15 protein-coding genes are annotated in these 17,727 nt (G+C 54.5%); 6 read left to right on the forward strand and 9 right to left on the reverse strand.

Going from position 1 to position 17,727, the window contains the following annotated elements; genetic code table 11:
* Positions 1 to 404 precede the first annotated feature (404 nt).
* Together ssb and RC73_RS04510 are read right to left on the reverse strand one after the other, a co-directional pair.
* The gene (gene ssb / locus RC73_RS04505; RefSeq protein WP_039033523.1) at positions 405 to 1,118 is read right to left on the reverse strand and encodes a single-stranded DNA-binding protein; all 714 of its coding nucleotides are present in this window, start codon (positions 1,116 to 1,118) and stop codon (positions 405 to 407) included.
* Positions 1,119 to 1,151: 33 nt separating this feature from the next.
* Entirely contained in the window at positions 1,152 to 2,519 is a 1,368-nt protein-coding gene (locus RC73_RS04510; protein ID WP_039033524.1) for an MFS transporter, read from the reverse strand.
* A 221-nt stretch (positions 2,520 to 2,740) separates the two neighbouring features.
* Here RC73_RS04510 and uvrA point away from each other — a divergent pair, with 221 nt between their 5' ends.
* From uvrA to RC73_RS04530, 4 genes are all read left to right on the forward strand, one after another.
* Positions 2,741 to 5,563, forward strand: coding sequence for an excinuclease ABC subunit UvrA (gene uvrA / locus RC73_RS04515; protein WP_039033525.1), 2,823 nt, complete (start codon positions 2,741 to 2,743; stop codon positions 5,561 to 5,563).
* Positions 5,564 to 5,570: 7 nt separating this feature from the next.
* A complete protein-coding gene (locus RC73_RS04520) occupies positions 5,571 to 5,921 on the forward strand; it encodes a hypothetical protein (protein ID WP_144361834.1) in 351 nt (116 codons plus the stop codon).
* A 73-nt stretch (positions 5,922 to 5,994) separates the two neighbouring features.
* Positions 5,995 to 6,999: a M28 family peptidase gene (locus tag RC73_RS04525; protein ID WP_235369965.1), complete on the forward strand. Its 1,005-nt coding sequence runs from the start codon at positions 5,995 to 5,997 to the stop codon at positions 6,997 to 6,999.
* A gap of 169 nt (positions 7,000 to 7,168) precedes the next feature.
* The gene (locus RC73_RS04530; RefSeq protein WP_039033526.1) at positions 7,169 to 8,971 is read left to right on the forward strand and encodes a DEAD/DEAH box helicase; all 1,803 of its coding nucleotides are present in this window, start codon (positions 7,169 to 7,171) and stop codon (positions 8,969 to 8,971) included.
* Positions 8,972 to 9,006: 35 nt separating this feature from the next.
* On the opposite strand, the gene RC73_RS04535 is transcribed toward RC73_RS04530, so the two are convergent.
* Positions 9,007 to 9,213, reverse strand: coding sequence for a cysteine-rich CWC family protein (locus RC73_RS04535; RefSeq protein WP_039033527.1), 207 nt, complete (start codon positions 9,211 to 9,213; stop codon positions 9,007 to 9,009).
* Positions 9,210 to 9,590 carry a GFA family protein gene (locus RC73_RS04540; RefSeq protein ID WP_039033528.1) on the reverse strand — a complete coding sequence of 127 codons (381 nt, stop codon included), beginning with the start codon at positions 9,588 to 9,590 and terminating at the stop codon, positions 9,210 to 9,212. Before RC73_RS04540 ends, RC73_RS04535 begins: the two co-directional genes overlap by 4 nt.
* Positions 9,591 to 10,361: 771 nt before the next feature.
* Between RC73_RS04540 and RC73_RS04550 the strand changes: the two genes are divergently transcribed.
* Positions 10,362 to 10,757: a hypothetical protein gene (locus RC73_RS04550; protein WP_039033530.1), complete on the forward strand. Its 396-nt coding sequence runs from the start codon at positions 10,362 to 10,364 to the stop codon at positions 10,755 to 10,757.
* Between the two features lie 218 nt (positions 10,758 to 10,975).
* Here the strand turns inward: RC73_RS04550 and RC73_RS04555 are convergent, their stop codons facing one another.
* The 5 genes from RC73_RS04555 to slyA all read right to left on the reverse strand — a co-directional run bounded on the left by RC73_RS04555 (position 10,976) and on the right by slyA (position 15,454).
* Positions 10,976 to 12,028, reverse strand: coding sequence for a c-type cytochrome (locus tag RC73_RS04555; RefSeq protein ID WP_039033531.1), 1,053 nt, complete (start codon positions 12,026 to 12,028; stop codon positions 10,976 to 10,978).
* 9 nt (positions 12,029 to 12,037) lie between these two features.
* Positions 12,038 to 12,592, reverse strand: a complete 555-nt coding sequence (locus RC73_RS04560; RefSeq protein ID WP_233962780.1) for a c-type cytochrome — start codon at positions 12,590 to 12,592, stop codon at positions 12,038 to 12,040.
* A gap of 288 nt (positions 12,593 to 12,880) precedes the next feature.
* Positions 12,881 to 13,909 (reverse strand): DUF2955 domain-containing protein, encoded by a 1,029-nt coding sequence (locus RC73_RS04565; protein ID WP_039033533.1) that lies wholly within the window; start codon positions 13,907 to 13,909, stop codon positions 12,881 to 12,883.
* An 8-nt stretch (positions 13,910 to 13,917) separates the two neighbouring features.
* Entirely contained in the window at positions 13,918 to 14,976 is a 1,059-nt protein-coding gene (locus tag RC73_RS04570) for an HlyD family secretion protein (RefSeq protein WP_039033534.1), read from the reverse strand.
* A 10-nt stretch (positions 14,977 to 14,986) separates the two neighbouring features.
* Positions 14,987 to 15,454, reverse strand: coding sequence for a transcriptional regulator SlyA (gene slyA / locus RC73_RS04575; RefSeq protein ID WP_039033579.1), 468 nt, complete (start codon positions 15,452 to 15,454; stop codon positions 14,987 to 14,989).
* Positions 15,455 to 15,804: 350 nt separating this feature from the next.
* Here slyA and RC73_RS04580 point away from each other — a divergent pair, with 350 nt between their 5' ends.
* Positions 15,805 to 17,652: a methyl-accepting chemotaxis protein gene (locus RC73_RS04580; protein WP_052247995.1), complete on the forward strand. Its 1,848-nt coding sequence runs from the start codon at positions 15,805 to 15,807 to the stop codon at positions 17,650 to 17,652.
* Positions 17,653 to 17,727: the final 75 nt, after the last annotated feature.

The following is a 17,727-nucleotide window of genomic DNA, read 5'->3' on the forward strand; positions in this document are numbered from 1 at the left end:
CAGAATAACCGTCATCAAGTCAAATTGACCCACCGCCTAAAAAACCATCAAACACTAAACGACAGATAAGCCACTCACAAATGTAAAGATTGTCAATTTTTACCAAAAATATCCTGCCGCTATTGGCGAATCAGGCATAGCGGGCACTGACTTGAGACCAAAAGCGCATCTGTACCTAATCAGGAAAGCATCTCAGTTAAGCGTCCATGACGCCGATAATATTGCTAAAGGCCTGGTCAGGTTCAAGGAGACGGAGCCAAACAAGCAATGGCCCGCTTTCGAGCTTCAAGCTATTACCACCAAAAGAGCCGCGACTATAGCTCGAGAGGCGCCAAGCAAAAAGCCACTGCAGTTGCAGTGGCTTTTTCTGGTATATAAGCACAAGTGCCTATCTCCAATAGACCTCAGAATGGGATATCATCATCCCAGCCGTCATCCAGATCCGGCGTGTAGTTCTGCTGTTGTGGCTGAGGCTGTGGTGCCGGACGCTGCTGTGGAGCCGCCTGTTGTGGCGCAGGCTGCTGTGGCTTGGGCGCATAACCTGAGTTCTGCTGCTGACCATAACTTTGCTGCTGCGGCGCGTTGTACTGCTGCTGTGGCTGCTGTGGCTGCTGAGCAGGCTTGGGCTGATAGCCGCCGGACTGCTGTGGCGCATTGTATTGGGACTGAGACTGTGCCTGACCACCGCCGTAACCACCTTGGTTTTGGTTCATACCACCTTGGTTCATACCGCCCTGGTTGCCGCCCTGGCTCATACCACCTTGATTTTGGTTACGGCCACCCAGCATCTGCATAGTACCGCCCATATCGACAACCACTTCAGTGGTGTACTTATCCTGACCGCTCTGATCTTTCCACTTGCGGGTCTGCAGCTTGCCTTCCAGATACACTTGCGAGCCTTTGCGCAGGTACTCACCGGCAATTTCAGCCAGCTTGCCGAACATGACAACCCTGTGCCACTCGGTGCGCTCTTGCTGTTGGCCCTGCTGGTCTTTCCATGACTCACTGGTGGCCACTGTGATATTCGCTACGGCGTTGCCGTTTGGCATGTAGCGCACCTCTGGGTCCTGCCCCAGATTGCCCACCAGAATTACCTTATTAACACCACGACTGGCCATCGAAATCTCCTGCGATTTTCACTTAAACTTAGCTTAATTGACAGAGCCTAACACAGCTCTGGCTCGTCTTAAATCGAATTGATCGTTCACCTTGAGGTAAGCGACTTTTTCTTCCAAAACCACTATGGCCTCGGCAACCCCCGGCAATTGAGAAAGCTCAGCGGCCATCTTCTGCGCCTGCTCTCGACCACTCACTTGAGCCTCTAGAGTGTAACTCTTGAGCAGCACAGGATTTTTCATTCCCAGGGTCAATGCCAGCCAGATAATCAGCAGCACCACTGCCACACTAAACACTCCGGCAGCGCCCATGATTTGATAGGCGCCACCACCGAGCAAACCGCCACAGAAGGCGCCGAGAAACTGACTGGTAGAATACACCCCCATGGCCGAACCTTTGGCCCCCACGGGACAAAACTTGGCGATCAGGCTGGGCAGCGAGGCTTCCAAGTAATTAAAACCGGTAAAAAAGGCCACTATGGCGACCGCCAACACCCAAAGACTATGGGAAAACAGCGCCATCGCCAGCAAAGATGCCAGCATGATCACCAAAGCAAACTGAAACATCCCCTTGGTATTATTGCGCTTCACGCCAATGATGATCAGCGGCACCATCAAAAAGAAGGCGCCGACAAAGGCCGGGAAGTACAGCATCCAGTGCTTTTCTTTAACAAGACCGGCATCGACCAAGTCCAGCGGCAATGCCACGAATACCGCCGTCAGCACCAAATGCAGAATAAAAATACCGGCATCGAGGCGAAATAGCTGTGGATCTTTAAGCATATTTTTCAGCTTGCCCGGTTCCGCCATGGTATCGCCCTTGGGCGCATGAGCCACAGGGTTTGGCACCAACAACTGCACTATCAGCATTCCCAGCAACGCCAGGCCCGCCGTCAGGGCAAACAAGCCCGATAGCCCAAGATGCTGCGCCACCACAGGCCCCACCAACAGCGATAAGGCAAAGGAGAAACCTATGCACATACCTATGATGGCCATCACCTTGGTGCGTTGTTCATCCCGGGTAAGATCCGCCGCCAATGCCAGCACGGCAGCGGCAATGGCGCCCATGCCCTGCAAGGCGCGGCCGGCGACAACGCCGTAGATGCTGTCGGACATAGCAGCCAAAACACTGCCAAGAGCAAACACCAACAGGCCGCCGAGGATCACCGGTTTGCGGCCAATTCTGTCTGACAGTATCCCCATGGGGATCTGCAGTATCGCTTGAGTCAGACCATAGGCGCCGATAGCAATACCCACCCACAGAGGTGAGAAGCCTTTGAGATCTTGTCCATAGAGCGCGAAGACAGGCATGATCATAAACAAGCCCATCATGCGCAGCCCAAACACACTGGCTAATGAGAACGCGACTTTTCTTTCAGTGCCGGAAAGTCCACCGTTGGCCATAGTTTTTGCCCTGGATTAAGAATTTTTTAAGGGAGCGCATGTTACCACGAAGGTTTTGAACAGCTCAAAGAGAAAAACCCAAGTCGCCCTCAGCCCTCGGCTGAGGGCTTGCTACTGACAGTATGGTGTCAGTAGCACAAATGCGTCGCCGCTATCGGCACAAGGCAAAATATGTGATACTTGTGCTCTTTTTCTCCAGTGATTAGCCAAAGTAGAGACTGATGGACAAGATAGACATCCGCGGTGCCAGAACCCACAATCTCAAGAACATCAATCTGACCATTCCCCGAGACAAACTCATTGTTATTACAGGCTTATCTGGCTCGGGCAAATCTTCTCTCGCCTTCGATACCCTCTACGCCGAAGGTCAGCGGCGCTATGTGGAATCCCTATCGGCCTATGCCCGCCAATTTTTGAGTCTGATGGAAAAACCGGATGTGGATCATATCGAAGGCCTGAGCCCGGCAATATCGATTGAACAAAAGTCCACTTCCCACAACCCTCGTTCTACCGTGGGAACCATTACCGAAATCTACGACTATCTCAGATTGTTGTTTGCCCGCGTGGGCGAGCCCCGTTGTCCGGTTCACGGCCAGCCGCTGGCGGCACAAACCGTCAGCCAGATGGTAGACAAGGTGCTGGAACGCCCCGAAGGCGAGCGCCTGATGCTGTTGGCTCCCGTAGTGCAGGGCCGCAAGGGTGAGCATGTCAAATTACTGGAGAACCTGGCGGCCCAGGGCTATATTCGCGCCCGTATCGATGGCGAGGTGTGCGATCTTTCCGACCCACCGGCGCTGGATCTGCATGTAAAACACAATATCGATGTGGTGGTTGACCGCTTCAAGGTGCGCGAGGATCTGCAGCAGCGGCTGGCGGAATCTTTCGAAACCGCACTGGAGCTGTCCGGCGGCGTGGCCACTGTGGCCAGCATGGAGGAAGGCAGCAATGAAGAGTTGCTGTTCTCCGCCAACTTCGCCTGCCCTCACTGTGGTTACTCCATGGCCGAGTTGGAACCCAGGCTGTTTTCCTTCAACAACCCCGCGGGTGCCTGCCCGACCTGTGACGGCCTCGGGGTACAGCAGTTTTTCGATCCCGATCGGGTGATCACCAACGATGAGCTGTCGTTGGCGGGCGGTGCCATTCGTGGCTGGGACAGACGCAACTTCTACTATTTCCAGATGCTCACCTCACTGGCCGAGCATTACGGCTTCGATGTGGAAACTCCCTTTGGCGACCTCCCCGCCAAGGTGAAGCAAATAGTGCTCTACGGCTCAGGCAAAGAGAATGTCGCCTTCCGTTATATCAACGATCGCGGCGATGTAGTGGTTCGCAACCATCCGTTCGAGGGGATCCTCAACAACATGGACAGACGCTACCGAGAGACAGAGTCCAACTCGGTGCGTGAAGAGCTGGCCAAGTACATCAGCAACCAGGCCTGTTCCAGTTGTGGCGGCTCACGCCTGCGCGAAGAGGCCCGCAACGTGTTTATCGGCAATATCAACCTGCCGGAATTGACCACCTGGTCCATTGGTGAGGCCAGCGACTACTTCGCCACCCTGAGCTTTGAGGGGCAAAAGGCGCAGATAGCCGAGAAGATCCTCAAGGAAGTGGGCGATCGCCTGGGCTTTTTGGTCAATGTCGGCCTAAACTACCTGAGTTTATCTCGTTCGGCAGAAACCCTCTCAGGTGGCGAGGCGCAGCGGATCCGCCTGGCCAGCCAAATCGGCGCCGGTCTGGTCGGGGTGATGTATGTACTCGATGAGCCTTCGATTGGTTTGCATCAGCGCGACAACGAGCGCCTGCTCAACACCCTCACTCACCTGCGGGACTTGGGCAACACTGTGATTGTGGTCGAACACGATGAAGATGCCATCCGCATGGCGGATCATATTATCGATATCGGCCCCGGCGCCGGGGTTCATGGCGGTGAAGTGATCTGTGACGGTGACATCAACGCCATCATGGCCTGTGAAGCCTCTGTCACCGGCCAATATATGTCCGGCAAGAAAAAGATCACCGTAGCCGGAGGTCGGGTGCCCTGCGATCCCGGCAAGATGATCAAGCTATTCGGTGCCAGCGGCAACAACCTCAAACAGGTAGATCTGGAGATCCCGGTCGGGCTGCTGACCTGTGTCACCGGGGTATCCGGCTCGGGTAAGTCCACCCTGATCAACGACACCTTCTTCAAGATTGCCCATCGCATGCTCAACGGCGCCACCGCCGAAGAGCCGGCGCCTTATGAGCGTATCGAGGGCATGGAACTGTGCGACAAGGTGGTAGATATAGATCAAAGCCCCATAGGCCGCACGCCGCGCTCCAACCCGGCCACCTATACCGGCATATTTACCCCGATCCGCGAGCTGTTTTCGGCGACTCAGGAATCCCGTACCCGCGGCTATCAGCCGGGGCGTTTCTCCTTCAACGTCAAGGGCGGCCGCTGTGAGGCCTGTCAGGGTGACGGCCTTATTAAAGTAGAAATGCACTTCCTGCCGGATGTGTACGTGCCTTGCGATGTCTGTAAAGGCAAGCGCTACAACCGTGAAACGCTGGAAGTGAAGTACAAGGGCAAGAACATTCACGAAGTGCTGCAGATGACGGTCGAGGAAGCCCGTGTGTTCTTCGATGCGGTGCCGGCCATTGCCCGTAAACTGCAAACCCTGATGGATGTCGGTCTGTCTTATATACGTTTGGGCCAGAGCGCCACTACCCTTTCCGGCGGCGAGGCTCAGCGGGTCAAACTGGCTAAAGAGCTGTCGAAGCGGGATACCGGCAAGACCCTCTATATTCTGGATGAACCCACCACAGGGCTGCACTTTGCCGATATCCAGCTGCTGCTGGATGTACTGCACAGACTCAAGTCCCAGGGCAACACCATAGTGGTGATTGAACACAATCTGGATGTGATAAAAACAGCCGACTGGATAGTGGATCTGGGGCCGGAAGGTGGCTCGGGTGGCGGCACCATTCTGGTGGCCGGCACCCCGGAGCAGGTGGCCGAGCATCCAGAGTCCCATACCGCCCGCTTCCTGAAGCCTATGCTGTGAGGTGACTGTGACAGGCAACAGACTACTGTTATTGGCCCTGGTTATCTTTATGGCGGGTTTATTGCTGGCGGCTTTTGACCCCTTGGTAGGCAACTGCAAACGCTATTTGGGTGAAGTGGTGCATTCCGGCCCGGACGGCACCACAGTCGCCCTGCCCGATGGCCGCACGGCGCTTGTGGAACCCAGTGCTCTGCCCCCGGCGACGCTGGTCACCATAGGCGCCAAGCGTCATTTGGTGTCGGGTATTGAGGTATTCAAGCTCAAGGGCAGAACAAAGGCAGATACGCCTTCGGCCAGCCACGGCGGCAATACCCTACCGCCTAGCTATCAGGGCGGCGTGGCACAAGCCGCGAAATAAGCAGGCAAACCTGTCTCGGGGAATGGTATAAACTGCAACATAGCTTGAGTTGATTACCCTTGCCGGAGGCAGGATGCCGATGACACTCTCTATTCACCCGCCGCTGTGGGCACTCCTATTGATATTGCCGATGCTTGCTGCCGGTTGCAGCAGTTCGCCCGAACGCTGCGGCGCTGAGATTCAACTAAACTGGGCCGAGACAAAGCAGCTGCAACAGGATGTCGAAGTACTTGCCTCGCCCAGACTGCAAGGTCGGCGCAGCGGCACCCAAGGTGCTGCGCTCAGCCGCGAGTATCTCACAGAGCGCTTTGAACAAATCGGCCTGCAGCCGCTCTCTTCGATATTTCCGCCCCTGGCCGAGACTCTGAGCGGCTTTCAACACTCATTCAACTATGTCGATGGCTTTGCCGACGCTCGGGGCATCAACCTGCTGGGCTGGCTACCGGCAGCCCGGCCGACCACTGAGTGGCGCCTGCTGATTGCCCACTATGATCATCTGGGCGATCGCGGCCCGGGCTTTTATCCGGGGGCCGACGACAACGCCTCTGGTGTGGCAGCCTTACTGGCCATCGCCCAAAGAGTCAAACAAGCGCCCGGTCGCTACAACCTGCTGTTTATTGCCAGTGACGCCGAAGAGCCGGGACTCTATGGCAGCAAGGCCTTGGTGAGCGCATTACAGCAAAGCGGTTTTGCCGAGCACATCTCGCTGGCGGTCAATCTGGATATGATAGGCAGGCCCGGGCTTCCTTATGCCATCTACCTCGAAGGCAGCCGCTATTTCCGCCACTATGATGACTTCAGCGACTATCTGATGGCGGGCACAGGGCTGTGCATTCGCCCCAGTCATCCGCGCCCTATTGGTCGCAGCGTTCAGCGCAGTGATTGGCTCAGGGCCTCGGATCATTACCCTTTCCACCGGGCGGGGCTTCCCTGGCTCTACTTCGGTGTCCCTGCCCACGCCCAGTACCATACCCGTGATGACACGCCCGACAGACTGGATTATCCTTTTATCGGCGCCGTGGCCGAAGCAGCCGATCTGCTGCTGCGACTGCCATCGGAACAGTTACAAAACCGATAGTTGGCCTACTATTTGCTTTAAATTTGCCATAAAAATACCTTTAATCGTGGAAAATAGCAGATTTCGCTGTTATAATCTGGCGTTTTCGGTGCGGGAAATCGACACGGGGTTGATTTTCTGTCTGTGAAACTTTCTGCGTCATCCAGACGCGTCCACAAGGCTACAACCCATGTCATCCAGTGAAAAAACTTTCCGAGAACTCGGCCTCTCCGAGGCGTTGCTGCGTGCTCTAGATGAGCTCGGCTACGAGAACCCGACCCCAATTCAAGCCGCGAGTATCGCCCCCCTGATGGCGGGCCAAGATATTCTCGGCCAGGCACAGACAGGTACAGGTAAAACCGGTGCCTTCGCTCTGCCTCTGCTTAATGCAACAGATCATAACCTCAACGCACCGCAAATTCTGGTGCTGGCACCAACCCGCGAACTGGCGGTACAGGTAGCTGAAGCTTTCTCCAGCTATGCCAAATTCATGAAAGGTTTCCATGTACTGCCTATCTATGGCGGTCAAAGCATGCACCAACAACTGCAGGCGCTGCGTCGCGGCCCTCAGGTAGTCGTTGGTACACCAGGCCGGGTCATGGACCATATGCGCCGTGGCACCCTCAAGCTCGACAGCCTCAAGGCTCTGGTGCTTGATGAAGCCGATGAAATGCTGAAAATGGGCTTTATCGACGATATCGAGTGGATCTTGGATCATACTCCGGCCGAGCGTCAGCTGGCACTGTTCTCTGCCACTATGCCTGAGCAGATCAAGCGGGTTGCCAACAAGCACCTGAACAACCCTGCCACCATCAGCATTGCCGCCAGCCACACCACGGTAGACTCCATCGAGCAACGCTTTGTACAGGTGTCCCAGCACAACAAGCTGGAAGCCCTGGTACGTGTGCTCGAAGTGGAAAACACCGAAGGTATCATCATTTTTGTGCGTACCCGTAACTCTTGTGTGGAACTGGCCGAGAAGCTGGAAGCCCGCGGTTACGCCTCATCACCACTGCACGGTGATATGAACCAACAGGCCCGTGAGCGCGCCGTGGATCAACTCAAGTCCGGTAAGCTGGACATTTTGATTGCCACCGACGTTGCCGCCCGTGGTCTGGACGTTGAGCGTATCGGTCACGTGGTCAACTATGACATCCCTTACGATACCGAAGCCTATGTACACCGTATCGGTCGTACCGGCCGCGCCGGTCGTACCGGGATGGCGATTCTGTTTGTGACCCACAGAGAGATGCGCATGCTGCGCACCATTGAGCGTGCCACCAACAGTCGTATTTCCCCGATGAAGGTGCCAAGCCCTGAGACTGTGGCCGAGCGCCGTCTGTCTCGCCTTGGCGAACAGGTTGCTGCCACCATAGCCAACGAAGAGCTGGACTTTATGAAAGGCGCTGTGGCTCAGCTGTGTCAGCAGTTGGAAGTGGACACAGATATTCTGGCGGCCGCACTGCTGCAACAGGTACAGCAAGAGCGTCCGCTGCAGTTGCCTCCGATCCAGGAGCGTCAGCGTGACAGCCGTGATGATCGCAGCTCACGCGACGATCGTGGTTCACGGGAAGATCGCGGTTCGCGTCGTCGCGACTCTCGTCCGGTTCCCGGCGATCTCGGCAAGGCCGAATCCCTGAAGGATAACCCGGATCTGCAGATGTGCCGTTACGTGCTGGATGTGGGTCGTGAGCACGGCGTGGGTGTGGGCAATATCGTAGGTGCCATCGCCAACGAAGCCAGTATCGACAGCCGTTACATAGGCCAGATCCAACTGTTTGACTCTCTGACTACAGTCGATCTGCCTGCCGGTATGCCTAAAGACGTACTGGCGCACCTGAAGAAAGTTCGGGTATGTGGCAAGCCTATCAATATCCGTGAAGCCGGTAGCCAGAGCTTCGAAGGTGAACAGCGTCCAGCTCGTCGCCCTCGCAAGCACTCAGGAGAGCGTCGTCCGGATCGTAAGCCCCGTCGTCGTGATGACCGCAGCTGATCCTGCGGATTAAATAGACTCGGTAAAAATGCCGCTCACTCATGGTGAGCGGCATTTTTCTTTATATTGATTAAGCAGTGTCGGCAGATACAACTGTGCTTGGGAATATCCCGCAGCGCCAGTTCCAGGTAACTGAAGTCGGCCTTCATGCACCAGCAAAGCGCAGGATCGGTACCGGCCGCCATGGCGCATTGGTTGGCTTGTTGGCATACAGGACAACGAGCGGCGGACTTTTCGGTCATGAAGCCTCCCTGTCAGCAGGATGATTGATGCCATCCATCACGGGAGCATCCTTGAAAGCAAAGGGATCCAACTCGTCAATGCACCCCAGATTAACGCCATACTCCTGTGGATTCGAGCGCCTTTGATGATGAGTATAGATACCGCAGCGACTACAGAAATAATGTTTGGCGGTATGGGTATTGAACTGATAACAGCTGGTGAGCTCTGCGCCGCTCACCAGCTTGAGATTAGCCAAGGATACAGAGGCTACCGGCGCACCACGGCGGCGACACATGGAGCAATCACAACGGCGAACATTGTTCACTCCTTCGGGAAAAGTGAGCGCCAACTGAACCCCGCCACAATGGCAACGGGCAATATAGTGAGTCTGAGTCATGACAATCCTTGTAATCCTGATTGAACGGGCAAGCTTAATTAGGGAAGGTGCGAACAAGTCCCATGTGTGCTCTGCGTCGGCTTATGGGCCTGGATGCAAGGCGTGGTTCGCAGCAAATGGTCATAGTCCTTTGCAAGAAGCACAACACAGCAGGCAGGCCTGTAATCTGGGCTTTCACAGTAAAACGGCATACGGCCTATTTCATCTTGCCCCAAGGTACACTGCTTGCCAATAGACAGAAGCTGAACTGCCAAGCCAAAGAAAGTAATCACCCTGACAAAGAGTAAGCATTTCCCCCGATATTGCTGCAGCCAATAGCCAAGACTCCCCATCATAATGGAGCAAACTGCGGCCCACATCTGCTGCGCCCCCTGCTTAAGCCAATGCCGAATTTCAACCCCAGAAGTCGGTGATAAGGCGCAGCGACCACCGCCTCAGTATAACGCTAAGCATAGTAACCCAGGGACTTTCCGCCCCTATCACAGCGAGGATTTGTCATCAGCGCTAGAGAGTTGCCAACGAGTGTTTCTGATCACGAACAAAGAACCTGTCACCGGACAGAAACAACCAATCTCATTGATTAGCTGAGTTTTTAATTTATTTTTAAGGAAGCATTTTTCGGTTATAACCCTATGGATCCCATGCCACAAAATAGGTAGACTGGCCCCGGTTTACCTCCTTGGAAACAAACCAAGGGATATGATTTGGGGGCGTAAATCGGTTGCTTGAGTAGCCAGTACGCGCTCTCCTCAACTTATAGAGAAGGAAATAATGGGTTTACAAGAAAAACAATGGAAGCGCTCTATCGAAGAGCAGTATGTGGTTGAGTTCAAACAGGACATGAAGAGCATTCTGGATGCCGACCTGGACGTAACCTTTGACTGGGACAGTTTCGACAGCGCCAAAGAGATCATGTACGTGCCCACCTATGCACTGGATCGTGTCAAATCCGCGTTTAAAGAACTCGCCAACGACCAGGACGCCAAGGAAGAGATTGTTGCGCAGATCAAGACTCTGCATATCAAGAACATCAACGACAATGCCGAAGAAGCCAAGAATATGCGTATCGGCGATGGCGTTTTCGCTCTCGAAGTCGGTTTCGGCGGCAACCACGCCTGTGTCTTTAACGACACAGCTATCCGCCAGTACCTGGAAAACAACCTCTGATCATCCGAGCAGAGCGTGATGCTTAGGCTCATCTCCGTTTGAGCCCATCAGTATCCAAGGCCGGTCCTCCCCTGAGATCGGCCTTTTACTTTTTAATGGCTTCAGTCAGTCAATTACCTCCCCCGGGCCAAAACCACAGAGTCAAGTTCCCAACCCTGTACTACCAAATAAAAAAAGCGCGCCTGCTATGGCGCGCCGAATAGATTAAGGCTCTTGCCTTACGACTTCTTGGGGAAGATGGGATAAGCCTCTTTGCCCAGCAAGGTACCCTTTACCTCTTTACCGTAGTAACCGGCATGCTTGTGATACTTGCCTTGGGTTTCCTCGAGCTTTCCTTTGAAGCGGGGATCCTGAGGACGTTCATGGGAGTTGATATAAGCGGCTACATCCCAAGCTTGTTGAGTGGTCAGCTGCATACTCTTGCCCAGTGGCATATTCTCGTGGATAAAGAAGGCAGCCGTGTTGACCCTATGCATTCCGGCGCCCCAGTTAAAACTCTGCGGTCCCCAAAGCGGTGGCAAGGCATACACACCGGCTATCGCTTGCCCCTGACCATCGGCGCCATGACACGCCTGACAATGGGCCTGATAAACCTGCTCACCGCGGGCCGGATCATAAGCCAATTCAGGTTTGGGTATTGAAGGATAACCCCGGCCCGGCAGATTGGCGCGTTGATCTACCGTCAACTGCTGCTTAATGGCTTCAGGGATGGGGAAGTCTTCCCGTTTGCCGCCCTTGATAAGCTCAGCATCGGCCAGTTCAGGCACTTCGCCTTTGACACCGTATTGATCCATCAAGCCACCTACCCCAAGCCAATAGGCATAGGCAGACAGGGCCACCAACTCAGGGCTGCCGCTCTCTGGCGCCTTGCCATTCATTGAATAGGTAAAACAGCCCTGAATACGCTCTTCGAAGCTGTTGACCTTATCGTTCTTCTTCCGATAGGCAGGATAAGCGAAATAAGCGCCCCAGATAGGAGAAGCATTGGGCTTACGGCCGGCATCCATATGGCAATTGACGCAGTTCAGCTCATTGCCGACGTATTTGTCGCGCAGTTGCTGAGTATTGACAAACAGCTGATAGCCCTTGCGCACCTTATCACCAAAGGCACCGGCCGGAATCGCATCCAGCGGTCTGGGGATCAGATATTCCTGCCCTTGTACCTTAGGTGATGATGGCAGTTGCGCCTGGCGATCGGGCAGATTCTCGGCCTGGGCCTGAGCTGTCATTGCGGCCACAGCACCCATGATAAACAGAGTAGATTTTTTCATGCTGCGTCCTTACTTGAGATTGGCAAAATAGCTGGCAATAGCATCGATTTCGGCGCTGTTGAGCTGTTTGGCAACATGCTCCATCATGCCATCGACATCGCCTTTACGGCTGCCATCCTGCCAGGCTTGCAGTTGAGTCTTGATATAACTGGCTTGCTGACCGGCAAGCCTGGGGAAAGTGCCACCACCCAGGCCGGAAGGGCCATGACAAGTCACACAAGCGGGTAGGTTCCGGGTCCAGTCGCCCTGGTACACCAGTTTTTCGGTCGGATCGGCAAATACCACCTGCTCACCTCTGAGCTGGGGTTTGACTTCAGCGACGCTCTGGGCCGCGAAGTAATCCGCCACCTGGCCGATAACCTCATCCCCTTGCAGGGTCATGGCCATGGGCGTCATGGTAGCGTTTTGGCGGGTTCCAGCCTGAAACAGCTTGATTTGTTGTTGAATGTATTGGCTGGAAAGTCCGGCGAGTCTTGGGCCCAACGGCTCTACGCCCTGTCCCTGAGGGCCGTGGCAACTGCCACAAAGCGCGGCCTGCGGTGGCATAGCCGGCTCTGCTGCCATAGCGGTTCCTATGGACTGAGCCAACAGCAACAGACCACCTGCGGCGAGCGTGATTGATTTCATCTGTTATCCCCCAAAATGAGTAAGTGCTATAGCATAGATCCAAATCACATATATGAGAAGTTTGCGATAAATATCAAAAAACCAGCGAAAACGGCCATAATCCAGATGCCATAAGGTTTGCAGCTCAAATAAATCTTCGGCTTTGAAATATTTGCTTACGATTTGAGTTTTATAAAAAACCCTTTTCTAACAATGTATTGGATAACGATTCTCGTTTAGAAGTTATTACTCTCCAAAGCGGGTCGTCTCAAAGCTATTGAGAAAATGATGTAATAGATAACAGGCCAACAAGGTGCCGACTATGGCCACCAGAATGCTACTCACCCGATACAGGGCACTGAAGATCAGATCATTGCCCGGAGTCAGATATTGGCCGAACAATATTCCCAGAGTGGTCATGGCACCAAAGCCCACCGCCGAGCCACTGGCCTCTTTGACATGGGCCTGGGCAAACAACAAAGTACCGAACCAGAGCATAGGTACGACCAACAAAAGCACACCGGACCAGTCATACAGCAAGAGTTGCACCGCCATCCCGTATACCACCCCGAGCACAGTACCCATAGCCCGTTTGCGGGCATAGTCGAGGGCACCGTTCCAATGCATGGGAAACAGCAACAACAGTGTAGTAGCCTGCGCCGACATGGAGTCGCGCAGATCAAAGGCCTGGAATATCAGAAACGACAGGGTTGCAACGCTGGCCCCCATCAAAGCTTCATGGCGCATTCTGTGGGGCTGTTTGGGCCCGGGGACATAAGCATTGCGAGGTTCAACATCCGGGATCAGCACTGTCATCAAATAAGCTATCAGCACAGACAGCACACTGGCCCAAAAGTTACCGAAGATGAGGTCGTTCAGGTCGGTATCAGGATAGCTGGCAAAATGCAGCATAATGCTGAGGCTGATCACTCCATTGGCACCAAACAGAAACAGGGCGCCACGGGACATACAGGCAAAGCGATACAGAAACAGCACAAAGACAATCAAGGTCATCAGTGCCGGATGACTGCCAAACAAACCGCCTATGATGCCCACCTCAACCCCACAGACAACAGCCGCGGCCAGTAACTGGCGCGCCGCATGGCCGTTCATCACTGGCACCAGTCCCAGCAACAACATGGGGATGACAGTATAAAACACCCCGTAATTCCAATTCATCAGCTTACAGATCAGAAAGCCGAGGCTGGCGCCGGTGGCGATGCGCAGGCACTGGCGCAGCTCATTCTGAGTCAAGGGGTGGTGACGCAGGATCATCGGCCACCTCAATAGATGTAGTGCAGCAGGCTGACTGCCTTGATCTGCAGCTTGGCCATGAAACGATAGAAACTATTGTCCGGCAGCAGTTGTACGGTGGCTCGGGAACCGGCCGCCAACCTGGGGTATTCTTCACTCTGGAGTTCAAAGTGCAGTCGCAGACGCTGAGCGTCCCGCACCCAACGATCTGACTCGGTCGGCGTCGCCAGCATGCCGTTGGCATCGAATTGTCCAGCGCTGACACCGGCATCGCGGCTGCTGACTCTGGCAGGGTAGAGTCTGCCTGGCTCGGCATCGAACGCCACCCAGGCTTCAGTGCCCGACTCAACTCCCCTGAGGGTTTTCTCGCGAAAATCGGCAATGATATCCATCTGCTCCGACACCAGAGCCAATACGGGTTGGCCCTTGTTGGCCATGCTGCCACTGGCCAGTTGTAGGTTGGTGACTATGCCTTCGTGTTCTGCCAGCACCTTGGTGTAACTCAGATCCAATTCTGCCTGAGCCAAACGGCTGCGGGCCTGGCGCAACTTGAGGTTCTCTGTCCCGGCTGTTCCCCGGGAAACCTTGAGTTTAGCCAGTTGTGCCTTGGAGGCTGCCAACTTGGCTAACGCCGAGCTGGCATCAGTATCGGCCTGATCCTTAAGCTGGCGTGACACACCATTGCTGGCATAGAGGGCATCCAGGCGCCTGGCCTCACGTTGTTTCTGTTGCAACATGGCCTCATTGGCGCTGACATCTGCGGCGGCGGCCTCTATGGCTGCATCCAGCTCGGCGTTATCCTGCACCGCCTGCTCCAGCGCCAATTTGGCCTGCTCCAGCGCGAGCTCAAAAGGAGCCGGATCTATGGCGAAGAGTAACTGCCCGGCCTCTACATGTTGATTGTTGGCTACAGCCACAGATTGCACCGGGCCACTCACTTGGGGCGCTACCTTGACCACAGTGCGGGTCGCCATCGCCTGTGGCGTCAGCGGCATCTCCAGATCCGCCAACATGAAATAGGCAAAGACCAGCACAAAGCCCACCATGGAAAATTTAACGAGTCTGGCAAATTGTTGATCTGGCGTCATAAAGTCTCTCTCATTTCGCTTGCTCTTGCTGCAGCTGATGTTGGGCGTTATCGCAAATCCTGGTGATCACGGCTTCAAAATGAGCCAGCTCATCCGGATCTATGCCCGCCAACAACTTGGCCCGTACCTGGATGATCCTGGCCTCCATGGAGCGAATAACTTCCTCACCTTGGGCCGTCATGGAAACGATGCGCGCCCTTTTGTCATGCTCGCAGCTGTGGCGAGTGATCAACCCCTGCTGCTCCAGCTGACCCAGGGTCCGCATCAAAGAAGGCAATTCAATTTCCAGCGACTCGGCCAACTGCTTTTGACTGATATGGTCGCCCATGCGTCTCAGCTTCCATAGCACGGTCCAACGAGGATGGGTCAGCCCCAAAGGCGCCAATTCATTGTCGGCGACCATGCGCCATAAACGGTGTAAACGCCCCAAGCGCTCTCCCAGAGAGGTCTCTGTCAGCTGTTCTATATATTTGTGCATCTTGATTAACTGGTTACTTAGCAGGCTAAGCATTTTACTTATTTAGCCTGCTAAGTAAATAGCTAATCGGGAATAAACCCGATCTGCCTCGCACATCTGTTCAGTAAGTAAACGGATCTGGACAAAAATTTGTCATAAGTCGCAATTACTTAACACTAGTAGCACTATAATTATTCAACCTTGTTTGACCCTGGGAAGGTACAATGAGCCCGGCGCAAGGTCGTGGCGATCACCAGGCCACGTCAAGCCGCCGCACTCGTTTCATCCCCCCATGCCTGGAGGCTAACTTGTTCTCACATCTAAAAATCGGCACTCGAATCGTGCTGGGGATCTGCGCCGTACTTATCGCCATGATGAGCTTTATCATGCCCTTGGTATTGTCGGAATTTTCCAGCCAAATTGATAATGCCGAGCAGCGTGAACTGCATAAGCTGTATCAAACCGCGATTGCTGAAATAGACTCTTCAGGCAGATTGGCCGAGGCATTGGCTACTGTGGTGGCCAATACCCCGGAAATGCAGCAGGAATTCGCCTTCGGCGACAGGGATTCACTCAACAACCGCAGCCAACAACTGTTTGTCCCGTTGAAACGGGATTTTGCCGTGCAGCAGTTTCAATTCCATCTGCCACCGGCCACCTCCTTCCTCAGGGTACATAAACCGGAAAAGTTCGGTGACGATCTCTCGGGGTTTCGCCAAACCGTCGTGCAGACCAACAACAGCAAGCAGCCGATAATGGGGCTCGAGAAAGGGGTGGCCGGCCTCGGGATCCGCGGCCTGGCTCCAATGACTTATCAGGGACAACACACAGGTTCGGTTGAGTTTGGCATGTCATTCGGTCAACCTTTCTTTGATGCCTTCAAACAGAATTATCAGGCCGAAATTGCCCTGCTGACACCTGACAGCAGCGGTTACCGCCGTTTTGGCGGAACCTTTGAAACCGCGGCTTTCAAAGACACGGCGCTGCTGCAGAAAGTACAACAGGGAAAAGCTGACAAGTCTTTGATAAGTTTGAATAGCAATAGTCATGTCCTCTACCTGCATCAGGTGACTGACTTTTCCGATAACCCCATTGGCGTACTGGCGATCGCCATGGATCGCAGCCACTCGGAAGCCAGCCTCTGGTATATCAAACTCAAGTTGGTGGCCATTGGTGCCATAGCGCTGTTGGCGGGCGCCGTTATCGCCTTCTTTATCGCCCGCAGCATCACCCGCCCTATCGCGCAAACCACCAGCGCCATGGAGGATATCGCTCAAGGGGAAGGCGACCTGACCAAGCGTATCGAAGTGAGCAGCAAGGATGAAATTGCCGATCTGGCACGGGCATTCAACCTGTTTGTCGCCAAAATCCAGCAAACTATTCAGCAGGTGACTCAAGCCACTGACTCACTGGCAACCTCGGCCGAAGAGATGTCCGGCATCACCAGCGACAGCCGCCACAGCGCCGAGCAGCAGCAAAGGGAAACCGAACAAGTGGCTACCGCCATGAACGAGATGGCCGCCACGGTTCAGGAGGTCGCCCAAAATGCCACAGTTGCCGCCGACTCGGCAGAGCAAGCCGATGCCGCCACAGATTCAGGTAAACAGGTGGTCAACAGTGTGGTTGAGCTGATGGCCGGACTGGAGTCAGAGATCCGTGGCGCCGCGGCTGCTATCGACAAACTCGAGCAGGACAGTCAAGCGATAGACTCAGTGTTGGAAGTGATCCGCAATATTGCCGATCAGACCAACCTACTGGCACTCAATGCCGCCATTGAAGCAGCCAGGGCCGGCGAACAAGGACGGGGTTTTGCCGTGGTAGCCGATGAAGTACGCACCCTGGCGAGCCGCACTCAGGCATCGACAACCGAAATTCAGCATATGATTGAAACCCTGCAACAAGGGGCGCAGTCAGCCGTCGGTGTGATGCAAAGCAGTAATCAAACCATGGATAAGTGTGTCGCCGAAGTGCAAAACGCCGATGCGGCTCTCAATGAGATCCGCGCTGCAGTTTCCGCCATCACCCAGATGAATATCCAGATAGCCAGTGCCGCCAACGAGCAGTGCGCCGTCTCGGCCGAGATCAATCGTAACCTTACCAATATCAATGATGGTGTGGCTCAGGGCAGTGAAAGTGCAGCCCAGATAGCCGTTGCCGGTGAAGAGCTGGCGCAGCTGTCGGTACGCCTCAAACAGCTGATTGGCCAATTCAAGGTCTAATCCTTTCACTAAAAACACACTAAAGACAAGCCCACCTATTGGTGGGCTTCGTTTTTATCCGCTTAGCCGTTATCA

This window comes from Shewanella sp. ECSMB14102 (genome assembly GCF_000813075.1).
GTDB lineage: Bacteria > Pseudomonadota > Gammaproteobacteria > Enterobacterales > Shewanellaceae > Shewanella > Shewanella indica.

Coding starts and splice junctions, on each gene's coding strand:
- RC73_RS04535 (WP_039033527.1), bottom strand. CDS start 9,213: ATGACCGAAAAGTCCGCCGCTCGTTGTCCTGTATGCCAACAAGCCAAC.
- RC73_RS04570 (WP_039033534.1), bottom strand. CDS start 14,976: ATGACGCCAGATCAACAATTTGCCAGACTCGTTAAATTTTCCATGGTG.
- RC73_RS04540 (WP_039033528.1), bottom strand. CDS start 9,590: ATGACTCAGACTCACTATATTGCCCGTTGCCATTGTGGCGGGGTTCAG.
- RC73_RS04555 (WP_039033531.1), bottom strand. CDS start 12,028: ATGAAAAAATCTACTCTGTTTATCATGGGTGCTGTGGCCGCAATGACA.
- RC73_RS04550 (WP_039033530.1), top strand. CDS start 10,362: ATGGGTTTACAAGAAAAACAATGGAAGCGCTCTATCGAAGAGCAGTAT.
- uvrA (WP_039033525.1), top strand. CDS start 2,741: ATGGACAAGATAGACATCCGCGGTGCCAGAACCCACAATCTCAAGAAC.
- slyA (WP_039033579.1), bottom strand. CDS start 15,454: ATGCACAAATATATAGAACAGCTGACAGAGACCTCTCTGGGAGAGCGC.
- RC73_RS04530 (WP_039033526.1), top strand. CDS start 7,169: ATGTCATCCAGTGAAAAAACTTTCCGAGAACTCGGCCTCTCCGAGGCG.
- RC73_RS04510 (WP_039033524.1), bottom strand. CDS start 2,519: ATGGCCAACGGTGGACTTTCCGGCACTGAAAGAAAAGTCGCGTTCTCA.
- RC73_RS04565 (WP_039033533.1), bottom strand. CDS start 13,909: ATGATCCTGCGTCACCACCCCTTGACTCAGAATGAGCTGCGCCAGTGC.
- RC73_RS04560 (WP_233962780.1), bottom strand. CDS start 12,592: ATGGCAGCAGAGCCGGCTATGCCACCGCAGGCCGCGCTTTGTGGCAGT.
- RC73_RS04525 (WP_235369965.1), top strand. CDS start 5,995: ATGCCGATGACACTCTCTATTCACCCGCCGCTGTGGGCACTCCTATTG.
- RC73_RS04580 (WP_052247995.1), top strand. CDS start 15,805: ATGATGAGCTTTATCATGCCCTTGGTATTGTCGGAATTTTCCAGCCAA.
- ssb (WP_039033523.1), bottom strand. CDS start 1,118: ATGGCCAGTCGTGGTGTTAATAAGGTAATTCTGGTGGGCAATCTGGGG.